This is a genomic window from Shimia sagamensis (assembly GCF_900182745.1).
Lineage (GTDB): Bacteria > Pseudomonadota > Alphaproteobacteria > Rhodobacterales > Rhodobacteraceae > Shimia > Shimia sagamensis.
Genome location: NZ_FXTY01000004.1, coordinates 71635 through 89614 on the forward strand (window position 1 = coordinate 71635; position 17980 = coordinate 89614).

The 17980-nt window shown below is 57.3% G+C and carries 18 protein-coding genes; 11 read left to right on the top strand and 7 right to left on the bottom strand.

The annotated features are described in order from the left end of the window. Nucleotides 1-10 precede the first annotated feature (10 nt). From QOL67_RS11180 to topA, 5 genes are all read right to left on the bottom strand, one after another. Complete coding sequence (locus tag QOL67_RS11180; protein WP_283426048.1) at nt 11-712, bottom strand: substrate-binding periplasmic protein; 702 nt, start codon at nt 710-712, stop codon at nt 11-13. A 258-nt stretch (nt 713-970) separates the two neighbouring features. Next, nucleotides 971-1600, bottom strand: a complete 630-nt coding sequence (locus QOL67_RS11185) for a 3-oxoacid CoA-transferase subunit B (RefSeq protein WP_283426049.1) — start codon at nt 1598-1600, stop codon at nt 971-973. A 2-nt stretch (nt 1601-1602) separates the two neighbouring features. Then, entirely contained in the window at nt 1603-2325 is a 723-nt protein-coding gene (locus tag QOL67_RS11190; protein WP_164646271.1) for a CoA transferase subunit A, read from the bottom strand. A gap of 255 nt (nt 2326-2580) precedes the next feature. Then, a complete protein-coding gene (locus QOL67_RS11195; RefSeq protein ID WP_283426050.1) occupies nt 2581-3225 on the bottom strand; it encodes a hypothetical protein in 645 nt (214 codons plus the stop codon). A 312-nt stretch (nt 3226-3537) separates the two neighbouring features. Continuing rightward, entirely contained in the window at nt 3538-6144 is a 2607-nt protein-coding gene (gene topA / locus QOL67_RS11200; RefSeq protein WP_283426051.1) for a type I DNA topoisomerase, read from the bottom strand. A gap of 125 nt (nt 6145-6269) precedes the next feature. On the opposite strand from topA, the gene QOL67_RS11205 reads away from it, so the two are divergent. Next, nucleotides 6270-6713, top strand: a complete 444-nt coding sequence (locus QOL67_RS11205; RefSeq protein WP_283426052.1) for a hypothetical protein — start codon at nt 6270-6272, stop codon at nt 6711-6713. Nucleotides 6714-6725: 12 nt separating this feature from the next. Here QOL67_RS11205 and dprA read toward each other — a convergent pair whose 3' ends face one another. After that, nucleotides 6726-7868: a DNA-processing protein DprA gene (gene dprA / locus QOL67_RS11210; RefSeq protein WP_283426053.1), complete on the bottom strand. Its 1143-nt coding sequence runs from the start codon at nt 7866-7868 to the stop codon at nt 6726-6728. 128 nt (nt 7869-7996) lie between these two features. Further along, nucleotides 7997-9418, bottom strand: coding sequence for a metalloprotease TldD (tldD, locus tag QOL67_RS11215; RefSeq protein ID WP_283426054.1), 1422 nt, complete (start codon nt 9416-9418; stop codon nt 7997-7999). A gap of 181 nt (nt 9419-9599) precedes the next feature. Here tldD and coxB point away from each other — a divergent pair, with 181 nt between their 5' ends. The 10 genes from coxB (at nt 9600) to QOL67_RS11265 (ending at nt 17958) form a co-directional block, all read left to right on the top strand. Beyond that, complete coding sequence (gene coxB / locus QOL67_RS11220; protein WP_283426055.1) at nt 9600-10448, top strand: cytochrome c oxidase subunit II; 849 nt, start codon at nt 9600-9602, stop codon at nt 10446-10448. A gap of 84 nt (nt 10449-10532) precedes the next feature. Further along, nucleotides 10533-11477: a heme o synthase gene (gene cyoE / locus QOL67_RS11225; protein WP_283426056.1), complete on the top strand. Its 945-nt coding sequence runs from the start codon at nt 10533-10535 to the stop codon at nt 11475-11477. 4 nt (nt 11478-11481) lie between these two features. Further along, a complete protein-coding gene (locus QOL67_RS11230; protein ID WP_283426057.1) occupies nt 11482-11649 on the top strand; it encodes a hypothetical protein in 168 nt (55 codons plus the stop codon). Then, complete coding sequence (locus tag QOL67_RS11235) at nt 11649-12212, top strand: cytochrome c oxidase assembly protein (RefSeq protein ID WP_283426058.1); 564 nt, start codon at nt 11649-11651, stop codon at nt 12210-12212. Before QOL67_RS11230 ends, QOL67_RS11235 begins: the two co-directional genes overlap by 1 nt. A gap of 44 nt (nt 12213-12256) precedes the next feature. Further along, nucleotides 12257-13063: a cytochrome c oxidase subunit 3 gene (locus QOL67_RS11240; protein WP_283426059.1), complete on the top strand. Its 807-nt coding sequence runs from the start codon at nt 12257-12259 to the stop codon at nt 13061-13063. A 95-nt stretch (nt 13064-13158) separates the two neighbouring features. Further along, nucleotides 13159-13836 (top strand): SURF1 family protein, encoded by a 678-nt coding sequence (locus QOL67_RS11245; protein WP_283426060.1) that lies wholly within the window; start codon nt 13159-13161, stop codon nt 13834-13836. A gap of 5 nt (nt 13837-13841) precedes the next feature. Continuing rightward, nucleotides 13842-15230, top strand: coding sequence for a threonine synthase (gene thrC / locus QOL67_RS11250; RefSeq protein ID WP_283426061.1), 1389 nt, complete (start codon nt 13842-13844; stop codon nt 15228-15230). Then, a complete protein-coding gene (locus tag QOL67_RS11255; protein WP_283426062.1) occupies nt 15227-16489 on the top strand; it encodes a M16 family metallopeptidase in 1263 nt (420 codons plus the stop codon). Before thrC ends, QOL67_RS11255 begins: the two co-directional genes overlap by 4 nt. Next, entirely contained in the window at nt 16489-17079 is a 591-nt protein-coding gene (locus QOL67_RS11260) for a GNAT family N-acetyltransferase (RefSeq protein ID WP_283426063.1), read from the top strand. Before QOL67_RS11255 ends, QOL67_RS11260 begins: the two co-directional genes overlap by 1 nt. Before the next feature lie 69 nt (nt 17080-17148). Continuing rightward, entirely contained in the window at nt 17149-17958 is an 810-nt protein-coding gene (locus QOL67_RS11265) for an MBL fold metallo-hydrolase (RefSeq protein ID WP_283426064.1), read from the top strand. Nucleotides 17959-17980 lie beyond the last annotated feature (22 nt).

The following is a 17980-nucleotide window of genomic DNA, read 5'->3' on the forward strand; positions in this document are numbered from 1 at the left end:
TGTCTGAGAGTTACAGGCCGGAATTGAAGCGGTCGCGGGCGGCGCGGCCTTGGTCTGAATTTTCGAAACAGACCAGAAGGTTGTGGTTCGCCAGCGGTGACTTATGGAACACCAGTGCATCGGCGTGTTTGGCAAGGCGTGGCTCGGTGGCGAGCATGTGCTCAAACACGTTACGGTCAATCACGGCGGCGTCCATACGGCCAGCGGCAACCTTTTCGACGTTGGAGGCGTCGGTTGGGCCCGCGTCGACTTTCAGAGAGCCATCAGCAACCATGCCGTCAAAGCGGGCTTCATTGATGTATCCTTCGACAACGCCAATACGGTAGTTGGCCAAAGAGGCGTGGTCTGACCAGTCAAAAGCGTTGTCCTTGCGGTGGATAAAGCCCACTGGAGAGGTGCCAAAAGGTGCGGAGTAAATGCAGCGGTCGCCGCCTTTTTCAGCATCAGCGCCAGCGTCATAGTATTCTGGATACAGGCCAAGGTAATTCGGGTCCTTGGCGGCCAGATTCACCGCACGGTTCCAAGGGAAGACCTCGGCCACAACCTGATCGCCAGCAGCGGCAAAGGCGGCGATCACAGCGTCGGTGGAGGTCCCTGAGGCGTCAGCGTTTACGTAGGGCGGCCACTCCAAAGTGGTCAATTTAACCGTTTCGGCAGCGGCTGTGGTCGCAAGAACCGCAAGTGCGGCGGCAAAAAGCGTGGATTTTTGCATGGTGACTCCAAAAATTGAATGATCATTTAAGTTCCGGCGTCACCTGAGCATGAGAGTGCTAAAAAGCCGTTACCCTTTGCCAAGCGTGAGCAGACTTCAGGTCTTCTGGAACCTGCGGGGAAGAAAGCGTCATCACTGGCGAGAATTGCGGTGCTCTCGTCTTGCGGTGTGTCCACGCAGAGTTGGGTACCGCTCTCTAGAAACAAAATAGCCCCGCCAAATCTGGCGAGGCTATGCAATTTCACCTGTGCGTCGCGCTTAGGTGACGATGTTCGCCTCAGTTGCGGCGCGCAGCTCGTCCTCAGACACGCCATCGGCGCATTCGACGATTTTCAGGCCGCCTTCAACCACGTCGAGCACACCTAGGTTGGTGATGATGCGGTCCACCACGCCTTTGCCGGTCAGGGGTAGGGTGCATTCCTTGAGCACCTTGGAGACGCCGTGTTTGTTGGCGTGATCCATCACAACCACCACGCGGCCCACGCCGGCCACCAGATCCATCGCGCCGCCCATGCCTTTGACAAGCTTGCCGGGGATCATCCAGTTGGCCAGATCGCCATTTTCCGCCACTTCCATGGCACCGAGGATGGCCATGGCAATTTTGCCGCCGCGGATCATCGCGAAGCTTTGCGCAGAGTCAAAATACGCGGTCTGGGGCAGTTCGGTGATGGTCTGCTTGCCGGCGTTGATCAGGTCTGCGTCCTCATCGCCTTCGATGGGGAAGGGGCCCATTCCCAACATGCCGTTTTCCGACTGCAGCGTGACTTCGACGCCTTCGGGGATGTGGTTGGAAACCAGCGTCGGGATGCCGATGCCGAGGTTCACATACCAGCCGTCTTGCAGTTCTTGTGCGGCGCGTGCCGCCATTTGATTGCGATCCCAAGCCATGATTATGCCTCCTCGCGCGGGCGCACGGTGCGCTGTTCGATACGTTTTTCGTGATCACCTTGGATGATGCGGTGCACGTAGATGCCGGGCAGATGGATGCTGTCGGGATCAAGCGAGCCGGTGGGCACGATCTCTTCAACCTCAACAATGCAGATCTTGCCGCAGGTGGCCGCAGGTGCGTTGAAGTTGCGCGCGGTTTTGCGGAACACAAGGTTGCCGGTTTCATCGGCTTTCCAGGCTTTCACAATGGCCAGATCGGCAAACATGCCTTCTTCCATGATGTAGTCTTCCATGGCGCCATCGGGGCCGGTGGGGAACTGCTTTTCCAGCTTGCCTTCGGCAATCACGGTACCGACGCCGGTCTTGGTGAAGAAGCCAGGGATGCCCGCGCCGCCAGCGCGCATACGCTCAGCCAGAGTGCCCTGTGGGTTGAATTCCAGCTCCAGCTCTCCGGAGAGGTACTGGCGCATAAATTCTGCGTTTTCGCCCACGTAGGAGCTGATCATCTTTTTGACCTGTTTGGTCTGCAACAGGATGCCGATGCCAAAATCGTCCACACCTGCGTTGTTAGACGCGAAGGTCAGATCTTTGACGCCGCTGTCTTTGATTGCGTCGAGCAGAAGCTCGGGAATGCCGCAGAGGCCAAAGCCGCCTGAGGCAATGAACATGCCGTCGCTCAAAACGCCGTCCAGCGCCTCAGCGGCATTTGCATATACCTTTTTCATGGATGTCTCCCCTTATCCGGAAATTGGGGAGAGTAGTGACGGCGGGGCAGGGATGAGTCAACGCCAGCAGGGGGTGCCCGGTATTACTACGGGCGTTTGTGGGTAGTGGTGCGGGCGGGGCAGCGGTGCAGCACACCGAACTGACACTGCAACCACCCGCCGGTAGGTGACAGTGGATGTCACAGCATCGGCATTTTGAAGACAAGTCGTCTCAACAAACGGTGTTTTGTGGATCTGCGTGTCTTTTCCCAAGCCTTAGTTTCGCAGCAGATGAATACCCACCCATGCAAACCAGACAATGAAACCCAGGCCAAATATGGCGCCCGTGACTGGAGCAAGGGCTGGGAACAACGTGCTTAGTCCCGCAAAGCCAATTAGCATGCCGCATAAATTCATAGGCTTGGAAAACGCCTCGGTCCGCAAGGCCCCCCAACTCAGGATCAACACCCACAACCCTCCGGCAAGCTCATTGCCGCCGCCCAGCCCTTCTTCCACCGCGGTGAGGCTTTGCAGAAATGCGCCAGCTTGCACGGGGTCCGAGGCGTAGAGCGTGGAAACCGTGCCCAAAGTGATGTTTGAAAGCATGCCACTGGCCAAAACCAATCCCGCCCAAATCAACGCAAAAGATGTGGCCACTTGACTGAAGGCGGGCGCTTTTTGCTGCAGCCTGTCGTGAATGGCGAGGGCGAGGATGACCAATACAATGGCATTCAGAATCCATATTACCAGGTTCCAGATATACATGATGAACTGGTTTTCAGAGAGAAACCTGGCCTGCGCAACCATGTCTGTTCCGCCATAGCCCGCTGGCTCCAATACGCCCAGCAACAATCCAATTCCAAACAAATAGGTTCCGGCCGCGATCAGTCCGCAGACTCCACCAATTCTTTGAAAATTCATCACTATGGTTCCTTTTGTGTTGCCAGTGGACTTAGTTGCGTGACGCGCTTTGTAAATGGTCTTGGTGGCTGCAAGTTCCGGCTTCCCTTTTACTGCTTTGAACTGCGGTCGCAATGTGCAGCACGCCGCCATACGTGTGCTGCGCAGCGAAAGCCACTTTTGTTCGCAGAGCTGACGTATGTGATTGGACCGGAAAGCCCCCCAAAAAAGTCGGGAGCCTTTCTGAATGGATCACCGGCATGCGGCAATGGAGCAGTCAGCGCGCAATTGGTGACTGGCGAAAGAAAAGGCCCCGCTGAGGGGGCCTGATCCTTAGTCTTTTTTGGTTTTCTTGGCAGCGGCCTTCTTGGCTGGAGCCTTCTTTTTTGCCGCCGGTTTTTTCTTAGCGGCGGCTTTCTTTTTGGCGGGCTTTTTACCAGCTTTTTCGACGATCCACTCCATGGCCTGTTCCATGGTGACGTCTTTCACTTCGATCTCTTTCGGGATCGTGGCGTTGACTTTTTCCCATTTCACATAAGGGCCATAGCGGCCATCCATGATGTTGACCGGACCGCCGGCATCCGGGTGTTCGCCCAACTCGCGCAATGCTTTGGCGGCGGCGCGGCGGCCACGGCCCGGGTTGTTGCGCTTCTCGGTGATCATTTCCATGGCGCGGTTCATGCCGATTTCAAAGACATCCAAGGTCTCTTTGAGGTTGGCATAGACCGGTTTTTCCTCATCAGGCAGCTGGTGCATGATGTAGGGGCCAAACCGTCCCAGGTTGGAGGCAATGGCGCCGCCCTCGGGGTGCATGCCAATTTCGCGCGGCAAGGTCAGCAGGGTCACGGCCTGCTCCAATGTCACCTCTTCAGGGCCCCAACCGGGCAGGTACTCTTTGCCCTGTTTGGGTAGAGAGGAGCGTGGCGGCTTTTTGTTTTCCGGGGTGGCTTCGCCGCGTTGCACGTAGGGGCCAAAGCGGCCGGACTTCAGGTGGATTTCATCCCCTGCGTCCTCGCCCAGAACCTTTTCGTAACCCTCAGCGCCTTCGCCAGAGATCGGGCGGGTGTAATTGCACTCCGGGTAGTTGCCGCAGCCAACAAAGCCGCCAGTGCGGGAGGTTTTCAGGTGCAACTGGCCTGCGCCACATTTTGGGCAGACGCGCGGATCTGTGCCATCTTCGCGGGCTGGATAGAGCTGTGGCGCCAGCGCGGCGTCCAAGATGTCGAGCACCTCGGAGATGCGCAGGTCGCTGGTTTCGGCAATCGCGGCGTGGAAGTCTTTCCAGAAGCGCGACAGCACGTTTTTGTAGTTGCGATCTCCGGCGGAGACGTCATCGAGCTCTTCTTCGAGGTTGGCGGTGAACTCATAGCCAACATATTTGCGGAAGAAATTCACAAGGAAGATCGTCACGATCCGGCCTTTGTCCTCTGGGAACAGGCGGTTTTTTTCTTTGCGGACGTAGTCGCGGTCTTGGATGGTGGTGATCACCGACGCGTAGGTGGATGGGCGGCCGATGCCAAGCTCTTCCATACGTTTCACCAAGGTGGCCTCAGTGTAGCGAGGCGGCGGCTGGGTGAAGTGCTGTTCCGGGGAGACGGCGTTTTTGGCCATGGCTTCGCCCTGCATGATTTGTGGCAGGCGCTTGCCGTCCTCGTCATCCACAACCTGATCGTCGCGGCCTTCTTCGTAGACGCGCATAAAGCCGTCAAACATCACGACCTGACCGGTGGCGCGCAGCTCGATTTGTTGGTCACCGGAGGCGATGTCTACGGTGGTGCGCTCCATGCGGGCGCCTTCCATCTGGCAGGCCAGCGTACGCTTCCAGATCAGGTCGTAAAGCTTGCGCTGATCGTCCTCAGACACCTTCAGATCGGCTGGCTTGCGCATCATATCCGTGGGGCGGATACATTCGTGTGCTTCCTGCGCGTTTTTGGCTTTGTTCTTATAAATCCGAGGCTTGGCGGGCACATAGTCCTTGCCATAGAGCGTCTCAATGGCGTCGCGTGCGCTTTCTACAGCTTCCGGCGCCATGTCGATGCCGTCGGTCCGCATATAAGTGATGTAACCGGCCTCATAGAGGCGCTGCGCGGTGCTCATGCAGTGTTTGGCACCCATGCCAAACTTGCGGCTGGCTTCCTGCTGCAGGGTCGAGGTCATAAAGGGCGCGGACGGGTTACGCGACGCGGGCTTGGCCTCGACGCGCGCTACGGAGAGATCACGGCTTTGGATGGCTTGTACGGCCAGTTCAGCAGCAGTGGAGTTTTCCAGCGAGAACTTGTCGAGCTTCTCGCCGCCCAGCACGGTGAGGCGGGCCTCAAACTGTTGGTTGCGCGGGGTGGAGAGCTGGGCTTTCACCGACCAGTATTCGCGGGCGTTAAACGCCTCGATCTCGGTTTCACGCTCCACGATCAGGCGCAGGCAGACGGATTGCACACGACCAGCAGAGCGCGCACCGGGCAGTTTGCGCCACAGCACCGGGGAGAGGTTGAAACCAACGAGGTAGTCGAGCGCACGGCGAGCCAGATAAGCGTCCACCAGCGGTTGATCGACCTGACGCGGGTTTTTCATCGCCTCGGTGATGGCGGATTTGGTGATCGCGTTGAACACCACACGGGACACGTTGGTGTCTTTTTTGATGGCGCGCCGTTTGCGCAGCGCTTCTTCGAGGTGCCAGCTGATCGCTTCGCCTTCGCGATCGGGGTCGGTTGCGAGGATCAGTTCGTTGTCGTCTTTTAGCGCGTCTGCGATGGCTTTGACGTGGGGGCGAGAGGAATTGCCAATCTCCCATGTCATCTCAAAATCGTCGTCAGGATCAACCGAGCCGTTTTTGGCCGGCAGGTCGCGGATGTGGCCGTAAGAGGCCAATACCGTGTAGTCCGAGCCAAGGTATTTGTTAATTGTTTTGGCTTTGGCTGGGGATTCTACGACAACTACTGGCATTCATTTTCCTCTCGACTCGGCGCGAGCCTTATGGCGGCGAAAAATGTGGGGCGAAAGGGGGTATTGTCAATGCATAGCGGAATTCCGCGTGACAAAGAGCGCGGCGCATAGGGAGAAAGATGCGAATGAAGCAACTGATTTTGGCAGGGATTTTGGCGGTAGTCGCGGCGGGAAGTGCGCTGGCGCAGAGCTGGCAAGAGCCTGCGCGGGGCACGCAAACACGCAAAGATCTGATGAGTGCGATCCGCCCAATTGCGGAGTGGCGGCTTGGCGCGCCAGTCCAGTTTGTCGTCAAAGACCTGCGCGTGGCGGGTGACGTGGGCTACGGTCGGCTTTACGCACAACGTCCCGGAGGGGCAAAGATTGATTTGAACGCAACGCCAATCTCGCAGCGCATGGGAGGCGCGTTTTTTGAGGACTGGGAAGAGCCATTCATTGATGTGATGTACACAAAGTCCGGCAACATGTGGGTGGCGGTGGAATACACGCTTTCGGCCAGCGAGGCCTGGTGGGCGTCGCCGGAGTATTGTGCCGCGTTTGGCCCAGTGTTGACGGAGTGGTGTCACTAAGTATCTCGCATTTTAGGTTTTCGAGAGTAGCCCGCCAGCCAGGCGGGTGACCTTGCCTTCCATTTCGAGATCCAAGAGGGCGGGGGTGATTTCTGAGGATGACATCACCATGTCGCGCACCAGTTGGTCTTCGCTGACAGGCGAGGGGCCGAGGCGTTGCAGGATCTCATTGTGGAGGGCTGCGGTGTCACACAGGCTGCGACGCGGGCGGCTTGGGGACGGCTCTTTGGGGTGCGCTGTCACAGACGGAGCGCGCAAAGGGAGCGTGTTGAGCACGTCCAGGACATCCTCGGCGCCGCGTACCAGGCTTGCGCCGTCGCGGATCAGGATATTGGCCCCGGAGGCGCGGGCGTCAAACGGGTGTCCGGGCACTGCGCAAACATCACGACCTTGGTCGAGTGCCATGCGGGCTGTTAACAGACTGCCGGATTTGGAGGCCGCTTCAACCACAACCACAGCCCGCACAAGGCCGGAGATGATACGATTGCGGGCTGGGAAATGGCGCGCGCGGGGCTCCATATCTGGGCGTTGTTCTGAAACACACAGGCCTTGAGCGGCGATCTGCGCTGCAAGGTTGAGGTTTTTGGATGGATACGGCCGGGCGAGGCCACCTGCGTAGACAGCGATGGTGCCGGTTTCGAGCGAAGCCTCATGCGCGGTGGCGTCAATGCCACGGGCGAGTCCAGAGACAACGGTGAGACCCGCGGCGCCAAGGTCAGATGCAAGGCGTTTGGCCATGCGCAAGCCGAGAGAGGAAGCATTGCGCGCGCCAATGATGGCAACTGTTGGCGTGTTGAGATGGTTGGTGTCTCCGAGGCACCAAAGCATCGGCGGTGCGTCGGGGATTTCTTTGAGAAGCGCCGGGTAGTCGGCGTCTTCAAAGAAAAGAGGCCGTGCTCCAAGAGCACGGCCGTCATTCAGTTCGCGTTTTGCGTCGTCGATTGATGTTGGGGTGTACCGGGGCACGCCAGCAGTTCTTGCTATGTCGGGCAGGGCGTTTAGGGCCGCCTCCGCCGATCCATGCTCCCGCATCAATCTATGATATGTTGTTGGCCCGACACGTCGGGATCGCAAGAGGCGAAGCCGCGTCAATCGCGCTTCCTCCGTGGTGGGTGGGATTTGGGGGTGAGTGGAAGAAATTCGATCTTCGGTCATCCGCAACTCCGCCTGCTTGCATGACAAGTATTAATCTTTCAGTGGTTAACAGCACGTAAACCAAACAGGAAAAAATTGAGAATTGACCAAATAATACGAATTCCCCTCACATTTTAAACAGCTTCGCCTTAAGTGGCCGCGCCGCCAACCGTCAATCCGTCCATCAAAACAGTGGGTTGGCCAACCCCAACCGGCACCCATTGTCCGGCCTTGCCGCAGTTTCCCATGCCTGGATCAAGCGCCATATCGTTACCCAGACCTTTAATTTGGGTCATGGCGGTGGCTCCGTCGCCTATTAATGTGGCACCTTTTACCGGCGCGCCGACCTTGCCGTTCTGTACGCGGTAGGCCTCGGTACAAGAGAAAACAAACTTGCCATTAGTAATATCGACCTGTCCGCCGCCAAAGCCAACGGCGTAGATGCCATCTTTCAGAGACGCGACCAAATCGGCGGGATCAGCATCGCCACCTTCCATATAGGTGTTGGTCATACGCGGCATGGGGGCGTGGGCGTAGCTTTCGCGACGGCCATTGCCGGTAGGGGCGACGCCCATCAGGCGGGCATTCTGACGGTCCTGCATGTAGCCCACCAGGATACCGTCTTCGATCAGGGTGTTCTTGCCGGACGGTGTGCCTTCGTCATCCACGGTGATGGACCCACGACGATCCGCAATTGTGCCATCGTCGATCACGGTCACGCCTTTGGAGGCCACCTGCTGCCCAATCATGCCAGCAAATTTGGAGCTGCCTTTGCGGTTGAAGTCGCCCTCAAGGCCATGGCCAACGGCTTCGTGCAGCAGGATACCAGGCCAACCGGGGCCAAGCACCACTTCCATGGGACCAGCCGGGGCAGGGACAGCGGAGAGGTTTACTGTGGCCACACGCAGAGCCTCGCGGGTTTTGGCCTGCCAGTCAGCTGGGTCAAGCAGCCCGTCCAGACCCACGCGACCACCACCGCCCGCAGAGCCACTTTCGCGCCGGCCGTTTTCCTCTACAATCACCGATACATTCACGCGGGTCATGGGGCGGGTGTCTGTTACCACCTGACCATCAGGGCGCAGGATGACAATTTCTTGGTGGGAGGCTGCCAATGTGGCGGAGACTTGCACCACGCGGGGATCAAGATCTCGTGCGAAGGTGTCAATGTCACGCAGGGTTTCGATCTTAACCGGGAAGTCGATGCCACCAATCGGATCCGCGTCGGTATAAAGTTTGCGGTTGGTTGGTTTTGGCCCCTCCGCCAGCGTGCCACCGCCATTGCCTACGGCCAGACGGGCGGTGTCCACCGCGCGTTTGATGGCGGCTTCGCTGATCTCGGAAGAATGGGCGTAGCCTGCAACCTCGCCATTCACCGCGCGCAGGCCGAATCCTTCGGCGGCGTCGTAGCTGGCGGTCTTGATCCGCCCGTCATCAAACACCAAAGCCTCCGAACTGCGGCGTTCAAAAAACAGTTCACCGTCATCTGCACCCGTGGTCGCAGCGCGTAAATGTCGCAGGGAAGTGCCCTCATCTATTGCATTTTCAAAGGGTTGGAAGCGGGTTTGGGTCATGTGCGGTCAGCCTCTAAATTTGATCTAAATCAAAAAAGCGTCCGTTTGACGCAAGCTTCGATCTTTATCTACGGGAGAGAATATGGTTTTTAGGCGCGAAGCAACAGCGGGATTCCGCCGAAAGGCGCTAGGGATTCTGTTCCACCAATAAGAACAACACCGCAACCGATCAGGGTGACATATGCGAATTCTCTCGACATTCCTGGGCCTTATGGCAGCAACACTTGCGGCGCCTGCCATTGCGCAGTCCGCCGAAATCATTGGTAAGCCTGAGCCTAAGGGCCTTGGCTTCCAGCCAGCGGCCACAGAACTGGCCCGTCAGATTCAGTCCCTCGATGGCCTGATCCTGGCAATCATCACCATCATCACGGTATTTGTGACTGGTTTGTTGATTTACTGCATGGTGCGTTTTAACCGCCGTACCAACCCAACGCCGGGCACATTCACCCACAACACGCCGCTGGAAATTGCATGGACCCTTGGTCCTATCCTGATTCTGGTGCTGATTGGGTCGTTCTCGCTGCCAGTTCTGTTCAACCAGCAGGAAATCCCGGAAGGCGAAGTGCACATCAAAGTCACCGGCTATCAGTGGTACTGGGGCTATGAGTACACCGACCACGAGTTTGCTTTTGACAGTTTCATGTTGGAAAAAGAGGAACTGGCGGCCAACGGTTACAATGCAGACGAATACCTGCTGGCGACCGACACCAAAGTGGTTGTGCCATTGGGCAAGACTGTCGTGATGGACGTGACCGGTGCGGACGTGATCCACAGCTGGACCATCCCCTCCTTTGGCGTGAAGCAGGATGCGGTCCCAGGCCGTATCGCGCAGCTTTGGTTCAAGGCTGAGAAAGAAGGTATCTTCTTTGGTCAATGTTCCGAGCTTTGCGGCAAGGACCACTCCTACATGCCAATCACTGTGCAAGTTGTGTCTGAGGCCGAGTACGCTACTTGGCTTAAAGGTGCGATCGAAGAGCACGCGGGCGACATGTCCACCCTGCCGGGTGTGACATTGGCCTCTGCAGACTAAGCGACAAATTTGGGTGCGCGGAGACCGCGCATCCTACAACGCCTGTAGGGTGTGCGCTGGGCGCGCACCTTAATTGGAGAAGACATGAGCGACGCAAGCATCAATACGCAAGCCAGAGCCAGTCATGGTGACGCAGAATTTGGCGATTACTTCGCCCTGCTAAAACCACGGGTGATGTCGCTGGTGGTGTTCACCGCCGCGGTGGGCCTGTTGGCGGCGCCGGGCTCTGTGCATCCGTTTGTGGCGTTCTGCGCGATACTGTTCATTGCGGTCGGCGGCGGTGCCTCCGGAGCTTTGAACATGTGGTATGATGCTGACATCGATCGGTTGATGAAACGCACCCAAAGCCGTCCAATTCCAGCTGGTAAAGTCACCGAAGGCGAAGCGCTGGCTGTTGGCGTGGCGCTGTCCGGGTTTGCAGTGGTGATGCTGGGCTTGGCCGCAAACTGGGTGGCGGCTGGCCTGCTGGCCTTCACAATTTTCTTCTATGTGGTGATCTACACCATGTGGCTCAAACGCTGGACCCCGCAGAACATCGTGATTGGTGGTGCGGCAGGGGCCTTCCCTCCGATGATCGGCTGGGCGGTTGTGACCGGCGGCATTTCGATTGAGAGCGTGCTGATGTTCACGTTGACCTTCATGTGGACTCCGCCACATTTCTGGGCGCTGTGCCTGTTTATGAAATCCGACTACAAAGACGCGGGCGTGCCGATGTTGCACGTGACCCATGGTCGCCGCGTGACCCGCAACCACATTCTGGTTTACACGCTGTTGCTTGCCATTGTTGCGATTGGCATGGCGTTCACCGGTGTGGGCGGCCCGATTTACCTGACCACCGCTTTGATCCTGAACGGCTTGTTTGTGGCCGGCGCGTTCTCTCTCTGGCGGCGTGATGAAGAGATTTCCGAAGCTGACGGCTACAAGCGTGAAAAAGCGTTCTTTGGTCTGTCGCTGATTTACCTGTTCCTGCATTTTGGTGCGATTTTGGCAGAGGCCACGTTGGCCCCCTATGGCATCGGAGGATGGTAAAGAGATGAGCTTTCGTGAAGAACATGAACTGCACAAGCGCCGCTTTAGTCGCAACCTTGGAGTTGCGCTGGTATTGGTGAGCTTCATTGTGATTGTATTTGGTCTGACCGTGGTGAAAGTCACCCGCGGCGACTATGAACCGGAAAACGCCAGCATCCAGAGAGACCAGTAATGGCGATGGACCCGAAGAAAAAGACACTGATGCAAACAGTGAGCGTTGTCCTTGTGATGGGCGCGCTGGCGTGGGCATCGGTGCCGTTTTATGACTGGTTCTGCCGGGTGACCGGCTTTGGTGGCGTGACTGACGTGGCTGAAACCGGCAGCGACGTGATCCTGGATAAGACCATCAAGGTGCGGTTTGACGCCTCTATCGAGCGCGACATGGCATGGGAGTTCAAACCTCTGCAGCGCGAGATGGAGATCCGGATTGGTGAGACTGGTCTGGCATTTTACGAAGCCTACAACCCCACCAACCGTCCGATTGCCGGCACCGCGAGCTACAATGTGGCGCCCTATGATGCGGGTGGGTTTTTCACCAAGATCGATTGCTTCTGCTTTGAAGAGCAGGTGCTGCAACCCGGTGAACGGGTGACGATGCCGGTGAGCTTCTACGTGGATCCGGAAATCGTGGATGACCGGGACGCAAAATACATCAAGGTGATCACTTTGGGATACACCTTTTATGAAACCGACTTACCCGAAGAACTGGCGTCCTTGACGACAGTGGGTGAGTAAAAGCAAAACTAAAAGCAAGCCTTCCAACGAGGGAAATGGAAAACATGGCGCACGTAAAAGATCACGATTATCATATTTTGAACCCCTCTTGGTGGCCGTTCCTGGGCGCCGTTAGTGGTTTCATCATGCTGTTTGGCGCAGTGATGTGGATGCACGACAACGGTCCTTGGATGTTCCTTGTTGGCCTGGTTGGCGTTTTGTACGTCATGTTTGGCTGGTGGGCTGACGTCATCACGGAAAGCAATGTGGGCGATCACACACCGGTGGTGCAGATTGGCCTGCGCTACGGCTTCATCCTGTTTATCATGTCTGAAGTAATGTTCTTCTTGGCGTGGTTCTGGACCTTCTTCAAACACCGCATGTACCCAATGGATCCGGGTGGCAACAGCCCAGCTGTGGATGGTCCTTGGCCACCCGCTGGAATTGAAACATTTGATCCATGGCACCTGCCGCTGATCAACACGCTGATCCTGCTGTGTTCCGGCTGTGCCGCGACCTGGGCGCACCACGCGCTGGCACATGAAGACAACCGCAAAGACATGAAACACGGCCTGATCATCGCGGTTCTGCTGGGTGTGATCTTCACTGTGTTCCAAGCTTATGAATACAGCCACGCGGCGTTCAGCTTCTCCGGCAACATCTACGGCGCGTCCTTCTTCATGGCGACCGGTTTTCACGGTTTCCATGTGATCATTGGCACAATCTTCCTGTTTGTCTGCCTGTTGCGTCTGAACGCGGGTCACTTCACCAAAGAAAAGCACGTCGGTTTTGAAGCGGCTGCCTGGTACTGGCACTTTGTGGATGTGGTCTGGCTGTTCCTGTTTGCAGCGGTTTACATTTGGGGCCAGTAAGGCTGCGCGCTAAAGGTTGATCCTTTAGACCGGATACGATTAAAGCAAAGCGCGGCAGGTTCTGCCGCGCTTTTCCATTGAGAAGGATCCCTGCCTTGCGTCGACTGTTCTTGCCTCTGTTGTTTGGCATTCTGGGCACGGTGGTGCTGGTGTCGTTGGGCACCTGGCAGTTGCAGAGGCTGACGTGGAAAGAGGGCGTGATCGCGGAGATTGACGCACGGATTGCCAGCGCCCCTGTGGCGCTGCCTGATCCCATAGATGTTGAACGGGACAAGTACCTGCCTGTGACCGCATCTGGCACTATCACCGAAGAGGAAATTCACCTGTTGGCAAGCACCCGTGATGCGGGGGCTGTGTACCGGTTGGTGGCGGCCTTTGAGACAGACAGTGGCCGTCGGATCATGATTGATCGCGGTTGGATCAAAACCGCAGACAAGGATTCCGCCCGTCCCGCGCACGCTGTTAAGGTGGTTGGAAATCTGCATTGGCCGGATGAGCGGGACAGCTACACGCCGGCAAATGATGTGGACGGTAACATCTGGTTTGCGCGGGATGTGGATCAGATGGCTGAGGTGCTCTCTGCGGAGCCGGTGCTGCTGATTGTGCGGGAAGACACCGATAAGGGCGCAATTGTCACGCCATTGCCGATCGATACTGCCACCTTGCCCAACAATCACCTCGAATATGTCCTGACATGGTACGGACTGGCAATTGTCTGGGTGGCGATGACCCTGTATTACCTGCGCCGGATGCGCAAAACCAAAAAGGCCTGAGAGACGTGAAATATATTTCGACCCGTGGAAACGCCCCGGAGCTGAGCTTTGAAGAGGCCATGTTGACAGGTCTTGCACGTGATGGTGGCCTGTACGTTCCAGAGAGCATTCCGACGCTGTCTGCTGAAGAGATCGCTGGGCTGGCGGGCAAGTCGTACGAAGAGGCGGCGTTCATCGTGATGCGGCCATTTGTGGGCGATGCGTTCACGGACGAGGAGTTCAAAGGCATCATTGCGCGGGCCTATGCCAATTTCCGCCATGAGGCCCGTGCACCGTTGGTGCAATTGGCACCCAACCACCACCTTCTGGAGCTGTTTCACGGCCCGACGTTGGCGTTTAAAGATTTTGCGATGCAGTTGATTGGCCAGCTGTTTCAGTTCTCTCTGGCGCGGCGCAATGAGCGCGTGACGATTGTCGGTGCGACCTCCGGCGATACCGGCTCTGCAGCGATTGAGGCCTTCCGTGGCCTCAGCAATGTGGATGTGTTCATCCTGTTCCCACATGGTCGTGTGTCTGACATTCAGCGCAAGCAGATGACCACGCCCGAAGATGCCAACGTGCATGCGCTGGCGTTGGATGGTGATTTTGACGATTGCCAAGCCAAGCTCAAAGACATGTTCAACGATTTTGAGTTCCGCGATGGCGTCAAGCTGGCCGGCGTGAACTCGATCAACTGGGCGCGGGTGTTGGCGCAGGTGGTGTATTACTTTACGTCCGCTGTGTCCTTGGGCGCACCACATCGCAAGGTGAGCTTCACCGTGCCAACGGGCAACTTTGGCGACATTTTTGCAGGTTACATCGCCAAGAAGATGGGCCTGCCCATCGACCGCCTGGTGATTGCGACCAACCAAAATGACATTCTGCACCGTACCATGGAAACCGGCGCCTACACCAAAGAAGGCGTGACGCCGTCGATCAGCCCGTCAATGGACATTCAGGTCAGCTCCAACTTTGAGCGCGCGTTGTTTGATGCCTATGGGCGTGATGGCAATGCCGTGGCGCAGTTGATGGAAGAGCTCAACGATGGGGCGTTTGCCGTGTCGCAGGGTGCGATGGAAACGCTGCGCGAGCATTTTGACAGCGGTCGTGCCTCCGAGGAAGAAACCAACGCCACCATTGCCCATGAATTTACCTCGTGTGGAGAAGTTCTTTGCCCCCACTCAGCGGTTGGCGTAAAGGTCGCGAATGCCTATTTGGGCGAAGTGCCCATGGTCACTTTGGCAACGGCTCACCCGGCCAAGTTCCCGGATGCGGTTGAGGCCGCAATGGGCGCGCGGCCAGCACTGCCGCCTCACATGGCGGATATGATGGATAAAGACGAACGTGTAACCCGTGTTCCCAATGATTTGGGCGCATTGGAAGCGCTTATCAAGGAACGGATATCACAGCGTTGACAGTCAAACTGCACACACTCGCGAACGGGTTTCAGATCGCCACAGAACACATGCCAGGGCTTGAGAGCGCCTCGATTGGCATCTGGGTCAGCGCCGGTGGGCGTCATGAGCGCGCGCCGCAAAATGGCATTGCGCATTTCCTGGAGCATATGGCTTTCAAAGGCACCAAGCGCCGGAACGCGTTGGAGATTGCGGAAACCATCGAAGACGTTGGCGGCTATATCAACGCTTATACCAGTCGTGAGGTGACCGCCTATTACGCGCGGGTGCTCAAAGACGACGTGGCGTTGGCCTTGGATGTGGTGGGTGACATTGTATTGAACCCGATCTTTGATCCCAATGAGATCGAGATCGAACGCGGTGTGATCCTGCAGGAGATCGGCCAGGCGCTGGATACGCCGGACGATGTGGTGTTTGACTGGTTGCAGGAACGGGCCTACCCGGATCAGCCAATTGGACGCACCATTCTGGGCGAGGACGACCATGTGCGCCGCTTTGGGCGGGAGGATCTGTCTGCCTTTGTGGCTGAGCACTACCGCCCGGAACGTATGATCCTGTCGGCTGCAGGGGCGGTGGACCACGATGAAATTGTGCGCATGGCGGAAGAGATGTTTGGCCATCTGGAGCGTGGTCCGGTGATTGAGCTGGTGCCTGCGCATTTTGCCGGAGGCGAATACCGCACTGAAAAGGCGCTGGAACAGGCACATTTTGCAATTGGCTTTGAGAGTCCGGACTATTGCAGCCCGGATATTTACACAGCGCAGATTTATTCGAGCGCTTTGGGCGGCGGCATGTCGAGCCGTCTGTTCCAGGAAGTGCGCGAAAAGCGCGGGCTGTGTTATGCGATCTTTGCTCAGACCGGGGCGTATGCGGATACTGGCATGACAACGATCTACGCCGGGACGTCTGGTGAGCAGATTGGCGAGCTTGCCGAGATCACCATTGATGAGCTCAAGCGCGCGGCTGATGACATGAACCCGGTGGAGATTGCGCGGGCACGCACACAGATGAAGGCAGGGCTGTTGATGGGGCTGGAAAGCCCGTCGAGCCGTGCAGAACGTTTGGCGCGCATGCTGGCAATTTGGGGCCAAATTCCAACCTTGCCGGAAACCGTGGAACGTATTGATGGCGTCTCTGACGCAGATGTGCGCCGGCTTGCTGAGCAAATGGCCAGCCAAGCCCGCAGTGCAATGGCGCTTTATGGGCCAGTGTCTGCTGCCCCTTCACTTGAAGCATTGGAAGCGAGGCGTGCAGCCTAATGCTTCTGACTCGTCGAAAGGTTCGGATTGATACCGAGCGCATGACCTTGCGCCCGCCAGTCCATTCGGACTTTCGCGAGTGGGCGGAGTTGCGCTCTGCCAGTGCGGATTTTCTGATCCCCTGGGAGCCGGTCTGGGCCAGCTCTCATCTGAGTCGTAAGAGTTTCACCAACCGCGTTTACTGGGCACAGCGCTCGATCTCCAATGACACCGCGGTGCCCCTGTTTATGTTCCGCCGTACCGACAATGCGCTGGTCGGGGCTATTACGCTGGACAATATCCGGCGGGGGCCTGCGCAGGCCGGTACTTTGGGCTATTGGGTTGGGCAGCAATTTGCGCGTCAGGGCTTAATGAGCGAGGCCATAGAGGCGGTGGTGCATCATGCCTTCACGCGCTTAGATTTGAGCCGGATTGAAGCGGCCTGTTTGCCGGAAAACGTCGCCAGTCGCGGCGTGCTGGAAAACTCTGGTTTCAAATATGAAGGTGTCGCGCAGAGCTACCTTCAGATCAACGGGCGCTGGCGCACACATGTGCTTTATGCGGCGCTGCGCCATGATCGGCGGGGCCGTACCTTGGCGGGACAGGTTTAAGCTCCCCAAAAGTGTGAACGCCAGATCATGTGATTTCTGCTATCCTGTCGAGACCCGGGGGAGAGCAGAATGCGGTTTCTTGTGATTTTGTTTGTAATGCTGGCGAGCGCGGCAACGGCGCAGGATCGGCGGCCCAGTCATTGTATTGCTTTGGCACAGGTGCCGGGGATTGAATATCTGCATAAGGCGTCGTTTCGTGAACCGGTGGCGGAGCACGCGGTGCGGATCAGCTATATCAGCCATGCGTCATTCCTGATCCAGAGCCATGATGGCCTGAATGCGGTCACTGACTATACGGGGTTTCTTGGGGTGACCAATCTGGTGCCGGATGTGGTTACGATGAACCACGCACACACCACGCATTGGACCACCAACCCCGATCCAGCAATCCCGCATGTGTTGCCGGGGTGGGGCGGTTATGGGTTGGGAATTGAGCATCATCTGGATTTGGGATCGATGCTGGTGCGTAATGTCTCCACCGACATCCGCAGCTTTGGCGGCGTGGAGCAAAAGGGCAACTCGATCTTTGTGTTTGAGGTGGCGGGCCTGTGCATTGGCCATTTGGGGCATTTGCATCACGAGCCCAATGAGGCGCAATATGCAGCCTTGGGGCGGCTGGATGTGGTGATGGCAGCGGTGGACGGCGGGATGAGCCTTGATGTGCCCACCATGATGCGGGTGCTCAAGCGGCTCAAGGCGCAGGTGGTGATTCCGATGCATTGGTTTGAGGATTGGACGTTACGGGCGTTTTTGACCGGGATGTCAGACACATATCTTGTCGAGAACAGTGGTCGTTCCAGTCTGACAGTTAGTCTTCGCGACTTGCCGAAAACGCCCACGATCAAAGTTCTGATGCCGCGCTATCTGCAGGACCCGTAAAGGATTTTTCGTGGACCTTGCG

What these genes read in the sequence shown, in the direction of transcription:
- QOL67_RS11180 (WP_283426048.1), bottom strand. Translation starts at nt 712, where the DNA reads ATGCAAAAATCCACGCTTTTTGCCGCCGCACTTGCGGTTCTTGCGACC.
- QOL67_RS11185 (WP_283426049.1), bottom strand. Translation starts at nt 1,600, where the DNA reads ATGGCTTGGGATCGCAATCAAATGGCGGCACGCGCCGCACAAGAACTG.
- QOL67_RS11190 (WP_164646271.1), bottom strand. Translation starts at nt 2,325, where the DNA reads ATGAAAAAGGTATATGCAAATGCCGCTGAGGCGCTGGACGGCGTTTTG.
- QOL67_RS11195 (WP_283426050.1), bottom strand. Translation starts at nt 3,225, where the DNA reads ATGAATTTTCAAAGAATTGGTGGAGTCTGCGGACTGATCGCGGCCGGA.
- QOL67_RS11235 (WP_283426058.1), top strand. Translation starts at nt 11,649, where the DNA reads ATGGCGATGGACCCGAAGAAAAAGACACTGATGCAAACAGTGAGCGTT.
- QOL67_RS11260 (WP_283426063.1), top strand. Translation starts at nt 16,489, where the DNA reads ATGCTTCTGACTCGTCGAAAGGTTCGGATTGATACCGAGCGCATGACC.
- dprA (WP_283426053.1), bottom strand. Translation starts at nt 7,868, where the DNA reads ATGACCGAAGATCGAATTTCTTCCACTCACCCCCAAATCCCACCCACC.
- cyoE (WP_283426056.1), top strand. Translation starts at nt 10,533, where the DNA reads ATGAGCGACGCAAGCATCAATACGCAAGCCAGAGCCAGTCATGGTGAC.
- QOL67_RS11265 (WP_283426064.1), top strand. Translation starts at nt 17,149, where the DNA reads ATGCGGTTTCTTGTGATTTTGTTTGTAATGCTGGCGAGCGCGGCAACG.
- QOL67_RS11240 (WP_283426059.1), top strand. Translation starts at nt 12,257, where the DNA reads ATGGCGCACGTAAAAGATCACGATTATCATATTTTGAACCCCTCTTGG.
- QOL67_RS11230 (WP_283426057.1), top strand. Translation starts at nt 11,482, where the DNA reads ATGAGCTTTCGTGAAGAACATGAACTGCACAAGCGCCGCTTTAGTCGC.
- tldD (WP_283426054.1), bottom strand. Translation starts at nt 9,418, where the DNA reads ATGACCCAAACCCGCTTCCAACCCTTTGAAAATGCAATAGATGAGGGC.
- topA (WP_283426051.1), bottom strand. Translation starts at nt 6,144, where the DNA reads ATGCCAGTAGTTGTCGTAGAATCCCCAGCCAAAGCCAAAACAATTAAC.
- QOL67_RS11205 (WP_283426052.1), top strand. Translation starts at nt 6,270, where the DNA reads ATGAAGCAACTGATTTTGGCAGGGATTTTGGCGGTAGTCGCGGCGGGA.
- coxB (WP_283426055.1), top strand. Translation starts at nt 9,600, where the DNA reads ATGCGAATTCTCTCGACATTCCTGGGCCTTATGGCAGCAACACTTGCG.